At 33.4% G+C, this 12578-nt stretch carries 13 protein-coding genes and 1 pseudogene; 7 read left to right on the top strand and 7 right to left on the bottom strand.

What is annotated here, in order from left to right:
• Window positions 1-62 precede the first annotated feature (62 nt).
• The 5 genes and pseudogenes from istA to AB3211_RS03065 form a co-directional block, all read left to right on the top strand.
• Window positions 63-1532 (top strand): IS21 family transposase, encoded by a 1470-nt coding sequence (gene istA, locus AB3211_RS03045; RefSeq protein WP_367364650.1) that lies wholly within the window; start codon window positions 63-65, stop codon window positions 1530-1532.
• Complete coding sequence (locus AB3211_RS03050; RefSeq protein ID WP_367364651.1) at window positions 1533-1940, top strand: ATP-binding protein; 408 nt, start codon at window positions 1533-1535, stop codon at window positions 1938-1940. It begins immediately after the preceding gene.
• Between the two features lie 59 nt (window positions 1941-1999).
• Window positions 2000-2763 (top strand): IS5 family transposase gene (locus tag AB3211_RS03055; protein WP_367364291.1). Its coding sequence is split into 2 segments (ribosomal slippage): window positions 2000-2332 and window positions 2335-2763, totalling 762 coding nucleotides; the frame shifts between segments, so codons are not numbered across the junction.
• 21 nt (window positions 2764-2784) lie between these two features.
• Window positions 2785-2967, top strand: coding sequence for a hypothetical protein (locus tag AB3211_RS03060; RefSeq protein ID WP_367364652.1), 183 nt, complete (start codon window positions 2785-2787; stop codon window positions 2965-2967).
• 73 nt (window positions 2968-3040) lie between these two features.
• Window positions 3041-3238, top strand: a pseudogene (locus tag AB3211_RS03065) (ATP-binding protein); the annotation flags it as partial.
• Window positions 3239-3750: 512 nt separating this feature from the next.
• Here AB3211_RS03065 and AB3211_RS03070 read toward each other — a convergent pair.
• From AB3211_RS03070 to AB3211_RS03090, 5 genes are all read right to left on the bottom strand, one after another.
• On the bottom strand, window positions 3751-4974 hold the full coding sequence (locus AB3211_RS03070; protein WP_367363880.1) for an IS256 family transposase: 1224 nt from the start codon (window positions 4972-4974) through the stop codon (window positions 3751-3753).
• Window positions 4975-5198: 224 nt separating this feature from the next.
• Window positions 5199-6179, bottom strand: a complete 981-nt coding sequence (gene rhuM / locus AB3211_RS03075) for a RhuM family protein (RefSeq protein WP_367364653.1) — start codon at window positions 6177-6179, stop codon at window positions 5199-5201.
• A gap of 627 nt (window positions 6180-6806) precedes the next feature.
• Entirely contained in the window at window positions 6807-7559 is a 753-nt protein-coding gene (locus tag AB3211_RS03080; RefSeq protein ID WP_367364654.1) for an SWIM zinc finger family protein, read from the bottom strand.
• Window positions 7552-10308 carry a DEAD/DEAH box helicase gene (locus AB3211_RS03085; protein WP_367364655.1) on the bottom strand — a complete coding sequence of 919 codons (2757 nt, stop codon included), beginning with the start codon at window positions 10306-10308 and terminating at the stop codon, window positions 7552-7554. Before AB3211_RS03085 ends, AB3211_RS03080 begins: the two co-directional genes overlap by 8 nt.
• 32 nt (window positions 10309-10340) lie before the next feature.
• Window positions 10341-10529 carry a hypothetical protein gene (locus AB3211_RS03090; protein ID WP_367364656.1) on the bottom strand — a complete coding sequence of 63 codons (189 nt, stop codon included), beginning with the start codon at window positions 10527-10529 and terminating at the stop codon, window positions 10341-10343.
• Between the two features lie 67 nt (window positions 10530-10596).
• Between AB3211_RS03090 and AB3211_RS03095 the strand changes: the two genes are divergently transcribed.
• Both AB3211_RS03095 and AB3211_RS03100 read left to right on the top strand, forming a co-directional pair.
• Window positions 10597-10815, top strand: a complete 219-nt coding sequence (locus AB3211_RS03095; RefSeq protein WP_367364657.1) for a hypothetical protein — start codon at window positions 10597-10599, stop codon at window positions 10813-10815.
• A 93-nt stretch (window positions 10816-10908) separates the two neighbouring features.
• A complete protein-coding gene (locus AB3211_RS03100) occupies window positions 10909-11115 on the top strand; it encodes a hypothetical protein (RefSeq protein ID WP_367364658.1) in 207 nt (68 codons plus the stop codon).
• Between the two features lie 486 nt (window positions 11116-11601).
• Here AB3211_RS03100 and AB3211_RS03105 read toward each other — a convergent pair whose 3' ends face one another.
• Both AB3211_RS03105 and AB3211_RS03110 read right to left on the bottom strand, forming a co-directional pair.
• Window positions 11602-12081 carry an ankyrin repeat domain-containing protein gene (locus AB3211_RS03105; RefSeq protein WP_367364659.1) on the bottom strand — a complete coding sequence of 160 codons (480 nt, stop codon included), beginning with the start codon at window positions 12079-12081 and terminating at the stop codon, window positions 11602-11604.
• A gap of 338 nt (window positions 12082-12419) precedes the next feature.
• The gene (locus AB3211_RS03110; protein WP_367364660.1) at window positions 12420-12578 is read right to left on the bottom strand and encodes a DUF6398 domain-containing protein; all 159 of its coding nucleotides are present in this window, start codon (window positions 12576-12578) and stop codon (window positions 12420-12422) included.

A 12578-nucleotide genomic window follows, 5' to 3' on the forward strand; every position in this document is an offset into this window, starting at 1 on the left:
TATTTTTTTAAGGAGTTTTTAAAAGGTTGTTTATAGTGGAAACAATTGGAAGAATACGTAGAATGTATTACGTTGATGGCAAAGCAATTAAAGCAATTGCTAGAGAACTGAATATATCAAAGAATACAGTAAAAAAAGTCATTCGCAGCAATCAAACTAAATTTGAGTTAGCAAAATATAGCAAAGGTAAGCCTGTTCTTGGCAATCATCTTGAAGTACTAAATCAGCTATTAGCAGAGAATAGCAAGGAGTCGGTTCGACGTAGAATGACGGCAAAAAAGCTATACCAACAGCTTCAGATATCGGGTTATACAGGAAGTTACGAATCTGTGAATCTAATTGTACGAAACTTCCGTAGAGAATACGAGGCAAGGGGCGGGCAAGTTTTTATTCCATTAAATTTTGAAGCTGGTCAGGCGTTTCAGTTTGATTGGGGAGAGGAAGAAATATGTTTAAATGGGGAGGTTACTAGAGTTAAAGCAGCGAGAATAAAGCTATGCTATAGTCGTTATTCTTTGGTAGTGGTTTATCCTAATGAGCAGCTGGAAATGGTTATGGATGCCCATGATCAAGCTTTCAAGTTTTTTGCTGGTTGTTGTAAGAATGGTATTTATGACAATATGAAGACGGCTGTCAAAAAAATATTGATTGGCAAGGATCGTATCTTTAACGAGAAGTTTATCCAAATGGTCTCTCACCATTTATTTGAGCCACTTGCCTGTAGTCCAGCATCAGGATGGGAGAAAGGACAGGTTGAGAAACAAGTAGGAGACACTAGACGTAACTTTTTTACTCCAATATTGAAAGGAGATAGTTATGAAGCTATTAACATTCAGCTAAGAGAGATGTCTATAGAGTGGGCTAAAACTAAAAGACATCCTGAATTTACAGAAAGAACGATTCTAGAAATATATGAGGAAGAGAAGGCATATTTAATAGGATATAGAGGGCAGTTTACCGGTTATAGATTACATCCAACGACCGTATCACCTTTGAGTTTAATACAATACGACAGCAATATGTATAGTGTTCCGTGTGAATATGTGGGACTTAGCGTACAGATTAAATCCTATGCTTGGCAAATAGTGATTTTACATGAAAGCAAGATTATTGCAGAGCATGTTCGTAGTTTTAAACGCTATCAGAAGAATTATAATCCATGGCACTATATAGCAGCTCTAGAACGTAAACCCGGTGCTTTACGTAATGGTGGACCGTTCAAAGAGTTAATGAGTTTGTCACCTGAGATATTTGGCAAACTACGAAATAAGTTAGAGACTTACAAGGATGGTGATAAACAATTTATAGATATCCTGCTACTTGTTAATAAGTATGGATTAGAAAAGGTAACAAATGCTTGTAACCTAACAATTGCTGCTGGCGGCTGTAGCTCTAAATTAGTTGAGCAATATTTGTTGCAACCAGCAATGAAACTAGATATCCAAGAGACTGAGTTTATTCAGCTAAAAAATCCTCCTGATGCTGATTGTAGTATTTATAGCAAGTTGCATTTAACAACGGAGGTAAATTAAATGAAAGACTTAATATTGTTATTAGATAAATTAGGTTTAGTCGGTATGAAGATGCAGTTAGCTGAGTCAAGTAATTTAACAAATGATGTCCCTACTACTAGTGTGTATGATGTGTTAAAGAAACTTCTTGAAGCAGAGTGTGAATATAAGAAGTCACGCTCGCTAGGTTATAGGTTGCAACTAGCTAAGTTCCCAACCATAAAGTTACTATCAGATACATGCCAAGCTAAATTGGTTGAAAATATTGATATACAAAAAGTGATTGATAATCATCAGAATATCATGTTCATAGGTGGTTCTGGGTCTGCAAAAACTCATCTAGCAATTGGTTTGGCGTTCACCGCCATTGAAAAAAGTTACAGGGTAAGATTTTATACTTTAAATGAATTAGGGCGTGTCATCAATTAAGTTGACAAGAGTGTTTGTTTGTTGTGTAATAGAGAAAAAATTAAGGATAAATTTTCTCTATGCGTCGATATGCTCTACGTGACGATCAATGGGATCGGATTAAAGATAAGCTACCTGGAAGGGAAGAGTCTGTTGGTGTAACAGCCAAGGATAATCGCCTATTTGTAGAAGCAGTCTTGTATCGATATAGGGCTGGTATACCTTGGAGAGACCTGCCTGAACGTTTTGGAGATTTTCGAGTGATTCACCTACGTCATTCAAGGTGGAGCAAGACAGGTGTGTGGAAAAAGGTTTTTGAGATGCTGGCTGAAGATGCTGATAACGAGTATGCCATGATTGATTCAACCATTGTTAGGACTCATCAACATAGTGCTGGTGCTAAAAAAAAGAGTTAGATGATGACCAAGCAATTGGACGAGGTAAAGGGGGGCTGAGTACTAAAATCCATGCCACATGTGACGCTCTAGGGAATCCAACGGGATTCCATCTTACCCCGGGTCAAGCTCATGATTTGCAAGGATCTGATGTTTTGATGAATGAATTGACGAAAGCGGATGCTGTACTTGCTGATAAGGCTTATGATGCCGATGCACGTATGCGAGATAAGCTGAAAGATAAGGGATGTATAGCTGTGATTCCCCCAAAGAAGAATCGTGTGAATCCAGCTAAGTATGATAAGGACCTCTATAAAGCTAGGCATTTGATTGAGAACTTTTTTGCAAAATTGAAGCAATATAGAGCTATTGCAACACGATATGACAAAACATCTCAGAACTTTTTGGGAGCTGTTTATATGGCTTCCATGGTAATTTGGCTCAATTGATGACACACCCTAGCTAGCCAATTGCTTAATGCTAGAATCCATAATTATGAAAGCAAATTCATCGATTCAGTTAAGAGATTCCATCTGATTGTAGTAGATGAATTAGGCTATGTATACTCGATGAAAATCAACAATTGCGTTGTCCAAGACCTGCGGTGCTCACGTACTAGTGTACGCTGTACTCCTCGGCTTGGACACTCCTAGCACTTGTTGATTTTGATCTTCGTCTACCAACTCTTCATTTATGAGCAGTATACCAATAAAAGCCGAAGCTAGATTCCTGTTATTTGAGTTATTTGCTAAATTGTATGAGCAAACTTCAGTGATCATTACTACCCATTTGAGATTTGAAGAATGGAATGATATGTTTGGTAATGCTAAGGCAACAAAAGTAATTATCGATAGATTGACACATCATTGTCAAATCATAGAAACTGGTAATAAAAGTTTTAGAGGAGGGAAAGATGTAGATTAAAGATTAAAATAATAGACTACGGTATTAATTAAAAATTACAATGATTTTAGAAAATTCTATCTGAATTTTAACCAAAATTAACTAATTTTTTTATGTGGTTAGGGGGGGCAATAGTTTATTACAATAGGGGGGCAATAGCTGATTACAATTTACAGCCCATAAAATTGCAGACCTCCTCCCTTGGAATATTATACTAGAATAAATAATAATTCTAGACCACCTTTACTAGACGGTTACTTACAATTTACATGAATACCAATAGCTAGGGGAGTAGGTGGGGTGGTAAAACATTTGGGGTAAGTAGTTTGCAGCAAGTTTAAGATATTAGTATATTCATCCTTGCTTAGTAATATTTTCGGTCGGGTTTTTAATTGAATTTGGGTGTTTTGCTTTTTGGAAGTGATGTCGGTAGGGTTGTTTGTCTGTATAATTACAGGTTGAGCTGAATTATTGTCTGCTAGCTCATTATTGGCTCTGTCCAAAAAACTGTGTAAATTCGAAAAAATAGGTCATTAAATTTTGTTAAGCCTATCCTCAAATTTAACCATCAAATGAGCCATAGCTTCATTCCAGTTTGGAATGGGCATAGTCCATTTTTTGGTCATATAGTCAATTGTCAAATATAAACTTTTAAAAACAGCATTATCATTAGGAAAAACCCGCTTATTATTTGTTACTTTACGCAATTGACTATTGACAGATTCAACTGAATTAGTTGTATAAATTACCTTTCTAATTGACTCAGGATACCCTAGAAAAATCATTAGATTGTCCCAATTATTATACCATGATTTGGCAATTTGTGGATATTGTTTATTCCATTTTTCTTCAAAAGATACTAAAGCTAAATGGGCTTGTTCTTCCGTTACTGCAGTATATATCGGCTTTAAATCGCTAGACAGTTGCTTCCTATCTTTATACGACACATATTTTAAACTATTTCTAATCTGATGTACAATACACAATTGATGTTCTGTTTTTGGATAAACTGCTTCTATTGCCTCAGACATACCAGTAAGATTATCGCTACAGGCAATCAGTATATCTTTTAGCCCTCTATTTTTCATTTCGGTAAAATTACCGAGCCAAAATTTTGCCCCTTCATTTTCACTGATCCATAATCCCAATATATCTTTTTTACCAGATAAATCAATTCCTAATGCAACATATACTGCCTTATTGATTATCCTTTTATCTTGCCTGACTTTTACTACTAAACAATCAAAAAATACTATCGGATATATCTCTTCTAATGGTCGACTCTGCCAAGCTTTAACCTCATCCATTACATCATCAGTAATTTGGCTGATTAAGCCTTCACTTATTTCAACACTGTATAACTCCTGTAACTGAATCTTAATATCAGATATACTCATGCCTTTAGCATATAATGATAGTACTTTATCGTCAAAACCATCAAAACGTTTCTGGCGTTTTGGTAGTATTGCGGGTTCAAAGGTATTATGCCTATCCCTTGGTACTTCTATTTCTACAGCTCCATGTTCGGAGATCAGTTTTTTGCTAGTTATACCATTACGAGCATTATCATTATCTGCACGACTGTATTTATCATAGCCTAGATGATTATTCATTTCTGACTGCAGTGCCTTCTCTATTAAACGTTTGGTCAATTCTTTTAATAAACCTCCTTCTTTCAGTATTGTACTTACATCTGTATCATTATCTATTAATAAATCTACTGCTTGCTTTATTGATTCATTAGTTTTTTTATTCATGTAATTTCCTTTTTTGTTATACTTTTATATATAACCTATTTCGAAATTTACACAGTTTTTTGGACAGAGCCGCATTATTGTTAACGCTAGGTTTGACTTGAGTTATATTTGTCTTTAATCTTAATATTGGTCTATTATACATAATATATCTTATCATTGGTAAGCGATATAGATGGAATTATCTAGAAGATTTTAGTTTTTGGATTTCTTCAATAGTTCAACATCTAGTCGCTTATTAGATTTATAATTAAACTAATCATTAATTCTTTTTGCATTGGATCACTTTCTGCAATAAGCAAGGCAAGCGATGTTATGCTATTTGTTCCCATAGTGTTAAGCCCAATTTTTGCTTTACTCAAATAAAGCAAAAATAATAAACTACCTATTCTCTTATTACCGTCACTAAATGGATGATCCTTGATAATGAAATATAATAGATGTGCTGCCTTGGCTTGCGATGATTGATATAATTGCTCTCCGCCAAATGTTTGATCTATATTACCTAAAATAGCACTCAAGGCATCATCCCTTTCAACTCCAAATAAATTGCCGGCTTCTGCTCCTTGTTGTTGTAATTCTTGTCTTAATACTAGTATTGCCTGTATTGATTCTTGGTAATTTAGTAAACCACTACTTGCCTCCTGCAAGTTCATTGGCATATTTAAATTATCTTCGTCATACTTAATCAGCATATCCCATGTTTTACTATAGGCTTTAATTAGACTAACTAGTTCTCTACCAGTATCATTAACTAAATTATGATTGTTCAAAGTCGTTGATAATAGCTCAACTGTTTGCTTTAACTGAACTAGCCTGTTTTGCACGACTTTATCTTGATTAATGCTATACCCTTTAATGAGATAATCTTTTAATATTTTGGCTGCCCATTTCCTAAACTGCACTCCTCGTTTAGAGTTTACCCGGTATCCAACGGATATTATCATGTCCAAATTATAATATTTCGTATCATATTTCTTACCATCTGATGCAGTATGTGCAATTTTTGCACATACTGTGTTATCAAGCTCCTCTTCTGCTAAGATTTTATTAATATGTTTAGTAATTACTGTTCTATCTTTATCAAAAAGTTCTGCTATCTGTTGTTGAGTAAGCCATACCGTGTCATCATGTATTTGTACGTCAACTTTGGTTTCACCATTTTCAGTTTGATAAATAACTAACTGATTATTTAGCATTTTATTCATAGATATTCCTAATGTGTTTTAAGACATTTTAAATGCATTTACAAAAAGGTTTATTTCTAACCAACGCGGTTTTTCTAAAAAACAAATATGGGTTAAATTACAGAAACGGGGCAAAAGCTAACTAGCAGCATGAAATTTGCCCGAAATAACTTCTTTTTATAAAACATATCATATCATAACATAAATTATAACGTCCCATCTATGCATTCCTTGAGATATATACCTTGGAACAACTAAAGCTAAGAAATCTAATCGTATAATAATACTTATACGATCAGAAAATTGTAAGATAATTTTAGAAAATACCTAAAAAATTGCCAAAAAACATCTCCTAATGTCGGATTTGGTCTCTACTTGTCATATTACCCAAAGATTAGCCACTCCCTTACAAATTGCTTATTATACGATCAGATGTTCTAGAATATAAATGCATAAATCATTATCACCCTATAGGGGCAAGGAATTTAAGTAAGCTAACTTATTGCAGGATATTTTTTATAACAGAGAAAAAATTGACAGCAATTTCGATTCCTAGTTCGCTTTTGCACCGTTTCTGTAATTTAACCCACTATTCCAAAAACACATATTTTTGGTACACTCAGAATGATATTTTTCATTTTCAATCACTCATGGTTTTATCTGTTTGTGCCAAGAGCGTTTAATATTATGATAAATATTGTGCATACTATCTAAAAATGATTTTCTTTTATGCCAAAATGGTGGATTTATCCCAGCTTTTTTAATAAGTACAGTAGGTATTTTTACCACTAAACTTGTTTTTATCTTTTTATGAGGATTACCCCAAAAATTTCTAAGCTCAATTGCACCTATTTCTTTAGTAGGGATTAGGGTAGTATTTACAACGCTTGATGAACTAACATACTTTTTTATTTTTTCAGATAATAATTTTCTTTCTATTCCCCTAAGTTCAAATAGTAACAAAGGATTGTAATCAATTTCTTCTGCAATCTTTAAATATAATCCTGCTATATGCTTACAAGGATTCTCCCAATCAGGACATGAACAAGAAGTTTCTATCTCTTTACTATTCTGTGGTAAAATTGTAGAGATAGTAGAAGGTAATTCTCGTGTTACTAGTTTAGCAAGCAATAAGGGGTCACTTTCAATATTGCTAATTATAGATGCTGCGTTGGACAATTTAGAGAAAGTAATTTGGCTGTTGTAATAGGGAACTTTATACACTCCAAAGTATGGGTTTATATTACCCATCATGGTAGCTGAGACGCTGTTTTGTTCTTGTCGATAATTAGATAATCTATTTGGAGTACGGTAGGCACTTCCACGCTGCAATCTTCCCTCTTCTATAAAAGACTTTAAAACTTCTAGAAATTTCTCTCCCCACCACGTTTTATTATTCACCTGATAGAGCCTCCTGTCGTAATTTTATTAAATCCATGAAAGTTTGAGTATTTATACCTTTAAGCCATGATGAATCATCACTTAACACAGATTCTGACAAAGTGACTTTATCTGTAATAATTTGATCTATTGTCTCTTCTAAAGTACCTTGAGTAATAAATTTGTGTACTAAAACCTTTTTCTGTTGTCCAATACGAAAAGCCCTATCTGTTGCTTGATTTTCAACGGCGGGATTCCACCACCTGTCAAAGTGTATTACTTGACTTGCTTTTGTTAATGTAATGCCGACACCCCCTGCTTTTAATGAAAGAATAAATATTGCTGGAGGTGTGTTATCACTTTGAAACTCTTCAATCATACTATCTCTTACAGTTCTACTAGTAGAACCATGTAATAGATAAGTATTATACTTTAAAGCAAAAAATTTATTTATAGCTTCACAAATTTCCTTATATTGAGAGAAAACCAAAATACTTTCTTTATTTTCTATACCCTCATCAATTATTGATTCTAATCTTTGTAGCTTTAACGATCTGTTTGCCGTAAATTCACTATTATCTTGCAAATATTGCATAGGATGATTACAAATTTGCTTTAATCTAGTTAAACTAGATAGCATGTCCGCACTCGAAAATTCTCCGCTTTTAATTTTATCGCTGATCTTATTAACTACGGCTTGATATAATGAGGCTTGTTCTTTAGTAAGTTGGCAATAAACTTTTTGTTCAATTTTATCTGGCAATTCCGATATAATAGACTTATCAGTTTTAAGTCTACGCAATATAAACGGCTCTATAAGCCTCTTTAACTGGGATCTATTTTCATCTTCTCCATGAAATTTTTTCTTAAATATTTTTAAATCTCCTAAATAATCCTTATTTAGAAAGTTAAATATTGACCAAAGATCAACTACGCTATTTTCTATAGGTGTACCGGTTAATGCAATATAGTGTTTAGCTTTTAAACCAAATAAAGATTTGCTTTGTTGGGCTTTTGGATTTTTTATGTTTTGTGCCTCATCAAGAATAATTCTATGCCATGCAGAGTCAGTAAATACTTTATAATCTTTACGGATCATAGTGAACGTTGTTAAAACTACATCGCAGTGAGTAAAATCACGATCTTTGTTTTTAGCATGATAGGTTTTTATAGAGAGATGGGGAGCAAATCTTTTAAATTCTCTTTCCCAATTGCCCATGACCGAAGTAGGAACAACCAAGAGATTGTTCCCTGTATTATTTGTTGCCGCAATGTGTGCAATAATTTGAATAGTTTTACCAAGACCCATATCATCTGCTAAACATGGATTCAACCCCATTTGCTCCATATACTGCATCCAAGAAAAACCTTGTGTTTGATAAGGTCTTAGTATTCCATAGAATGCACTTGGAGTATCTAGTATTTTAAAGCTTTGTTTGCTATAAAGAGACATAAGGAATTGATCGGTACTGTGATCAAATTCAATATCAGGATGAGAAGCTTTGTTAAGTAGTTGAAAAATATTTATATCCTCTACTTGATTATTTGCCCAAAAATCAAGTATGCGATCCATATGTTCTAAATCAAGCTGTACCCATTCTCCTCTAAATTGCACCAACTCTTCCTTATTGGCAATTAATTGTCTCCATTCTTCAAAAGTAATGTCTTGTCCGTTTAAAGATAATGAGTATTCAAACGATAAAATACCGTCAAGGGTGAAATAACTATTTTCATTTTGTGATGCAGTGCCATTATTTTTACGTTTAAGCTTCAATTTAGCTGTATTGTATCCTTTTGGTGTATACCAAGAAGGTATAATTACGCTAAAGCCGGATTGTTGTAATGTCCAAGCAGTCTCCTTGAGAAAGAGCCTAGCTTCTTCTTGCGTTAATTCAAACGGTATAATTTTATCTTTACTAAATGCCTGTTCTAGGTCAGGATAAATGCGCATTGCCAAACCTAAATCATTTAAGCAATCATGCCATTGATTATTAATAAGTTCATACTTTGACTGTTCGTCATCATCTTTTTTGAGCAGAGTAAGATTCCATTTAGAATCTTTATTTTCAGGGGCTTCAAGTTTGATGCAGATATTATGTTTAGTTTTATCTAGAGCTGATTTCCAAATTAACCAATGTTCTTTATCAGCATGAGAAAACTTCTTTTGTTTTGAATTAAAAAAACTCTCTAAAAAAGTTCCTGTGATAATTTTAGTTTGTTCTGTAGACAAGTATGTTTGCTTAGCAATATTTGTAACAGTATGATCAAAAAAATGTTGTAATAATTCGGATTTATCATAACAATTATTATTAACATAACAACATACCTCCGGCATCTGTTTAGCTAATTGCCTCACATCAGGATGATATGTAGTCCAAATTGGTTCATCGTTCTGATCAATGCTAGGTATATATAATTCATACTCTAGGATTTCAGAGATTATATCGGTTAGTTGCTGCCAATACATGAAATCTTGTGCCAAGCGTAAAGTATCTGAAGGTAATATATTTTTAATTTCCGAAACATTAACATAGAGACAATTGACTTGATGATATTGCCAACCTATCTTATCCGGAATTTCTAAGTTGTATTCTCTTTCTATTAAAGGTGAGGCAACTGGCATTGTATCGTATGTAGGAAGTAAAATATCAACTTTTCCTCGTTTACCGAAAGCTAGCTGCTTATCCGGAGTGTATATTTTGTTCTTTGTTTCGAGCCAAAGACATATCTGATTTTCGGCAGGATGCCATATTCCGTGTAATACTTCCATAATATTAAGACTTACTGTACATATCTAAATAATTATACCATTAACTCTTCTATTTCTTTTTTAGATAAACCAGTAGACGCAGAAATTATCTCAACTGACACACCAGCTTTAAGCAAGTTTCTAGCTACAGCCATAGCTTTTTTCTTTTCTCCTCTAGCTTCTCCAATTTGGATTCCGTACTGTGTACCCTCTTCTATATATTTTTGTGCAACAGTCCTCATAATGTCTCCTTTTTCTTCTTCAGATAAAGGCTTAGCAAAGACCTGCTCTAATTTTGGTTGCTGATCCTTGCGTACTAAAGATGCCCTTGCACTTAAAAAAGCTCAAGGACAAATATTAGGTAAACCAATTGGTAGTATACAAAAAAGCAAGTTTGATAAAGACGTTAGTAAAATTAAAGAATTACTAAAACTAGGTCTGTCGGTAAGAAAAATATCTAGATTCTTTGGTTATAATAACCATATATCGCTTAACTGTGTGGCGACAACTATAATTACCGAACAATAATGTAAATGTCAAGCACTAAGGTTAGATAGTAATCTCAAAATTTTCTCTAACCTCAGTGTCCATTCCACCTAGAGTAAAACAGGAGTTCATTTTATGGCGAGCGATATTAAAAATCAACAAGAAAACAAATCTACCCATGAAAAAAATCTAGAACTAGCTAATTTTATCCACCAAGATTCTGTAAGAACTATATCCATTAGCATAAACAAACCTTGTAGTGACATGTTTGCTCTTTCTACAGTACTATATGAATGCGAGGAGACCATTCAAAATCAGGGGCAAAATTTTGAGTCCAGCTAAAAATGGGGGGTAAGGCTCGATGATTATGGGTACAGCAGCAGTATATCATATTAACAAACTTATTGGCAGATTCTAATGAATTTTTGTCCCCAATTTTTAAAAATTTACTGAGGTAAGAAGAATACGTTGGTCTAGATACTGGTCTTTCAAGCTTTGGCTTTATTTTTATACTCCTGCTGTACCCATAATCATCAAGCCTTACCCCCCATTTTTAGATGGACTCTAGGTAACATATAGGCTATTTCTTGCCATCTCTTTAATAATTCATGCTCATAAATATTTTTAGAAAAAATTCTAATATCCTAGACCATGTTCCCTTTTTTAGTTCCTCATCCTAAATTTCATGAATGTTAACTAGCTGCTAATATTGACTATTAAATAGGATCTTTATCAGTACCTTAATAACACAAATTTCTGTAATGTTTCTACTTAGTATAAGAAAAGTGCTTTTATTTTAAGCCTTAAATAAGATGGGAAATTCCAATTTTACCCTAGCAGAGGTGTTTGATCTGCATAAATATTAATATCATCTAACATATTACGATCTAAAGCCTCACTATCATTATTGCCACATTCTAATGTGGTGATTAAGGTGGTGACATCGAAATTATCTTGTGTACTAATGCTATCTTGATGTTTATGTAAGTACTTCACTATTTTAGTATGACCATGTATCAATGCTGCATCTAATGGGGTTAACCCGCAATTATCTTGTATATTAATATCAGATTGATATTTACATAAAAGTTTTACTATTTTAGTGTGACCAAATATTGAGGCAAAATGTAATGGGGTAGAACCATTGTGATCTTGTGTGTTCACATCTACACCACGGTGTATTAAATACTTTACTAGCTTAATATAACCAAATTGTGATGCATAATGTAAATACATTGGATTAATATGATCAAGAGTAGTATTTTTGTAGTCAAAAGTCTTAAAAAATAATTTATCGATGATATTCACTGGTAACTCATTTGGTATTATTAAAAATGCATGTGGATGTATTATTGTTATGTTTATAAAACTATCATTCCTTCTAAGAAAATGTTAACTCTAAGGATGCCTAGTTATTATAAGCATTCAAATCTAAACTATGATACGATATATAATGATTTTTTAAGAATGGCAATAATTTTATTTAAAAAAATATACTGATTAATTTTAAGCATGTGTGGAGTCCAGCTAAAAATGGGGGGTACAGCAGGAGTATAAAAATAAAGCCAAAGCTTGAAAGACCAGTATCTAGACTAACGTATTCTTCTTACCTCAGTAAATTTTTAAAAATTGGGGGCAAAAATTCATTAGAATCTGCCAATAAGTTTGTTAATCAGTCTACTCGGTAACGTCCAACAGGAATCTAGTTGACTAATTTTCAACATATCTCTTATAGATTTACTCTTTGCAGAGATGGTGCTTTGTGCAATGACATAAGTGGAAGAGATTTGAATAGCACATTTCAA

This window comes from Candidatus Tisiphia endosymbiont of Nedyus quadrimaculatus (assembly GCF_964059235.1).
In the GTDB taxonomy this organism is placed as follows: domain Bacteria; phylum Pseudomonadota; class Alphaproteobacteria; order Rickettsiales; family Rickettsiaceae; genus Tisiphia.

Excerpts from the sequence above, each read along its gene's own strand:
- istA (WP_367364650.1), top strand. The coding sequence starts at position 63 with ATGTATTACGTTGATGGCAAAGCAATTAAAGCAATTGCTAGAGAACTG.
- AB3211_RS03050 (WP_367364651.1), top strand. The coding sequence starts at position 1,533 with ATGAAAGACTTAATATTGTTATTAGATAAATTAGGTTTAGTCGGTATG.
- AB3211_RS03070 (WP_367363880.1), bottom strand. The coding sequence starts at position 4,974 with ATGAATAAAAAAACTAATGAATCAATAAAGCAAGCAGTAGATTTATTA.
- rhuM (WP_367364653.1), bottom strand. The coding sequence starts at position 6,179 with ATGAATAAAATGCTAAATAATCAGTTAGTTATTTATCAAACTGAAAAT.
- AB3211_RS03085 (WP_367364655.1), bottom strand. The coding sequence starts at position 10,308 with ATGGAAGTATTACACGGAATATGGCATCCTGCCGAAAATCAGATATGT.
- AB3211_RS03090 (WP_367364656.1), bottom strand. The coding sequence starts at position 10,529 with ATGAGGACTGTTGCACAAAAATATATAGAAGAGGGTACACAGTACGGA.
- AB3211_RS03100 (WP_367364658.1), top strand. The coding sequence starts at position 10,909 with ATGGCGAGCGATATTAAAAATCAACAAGAAAACAAATCTACCCATGAA.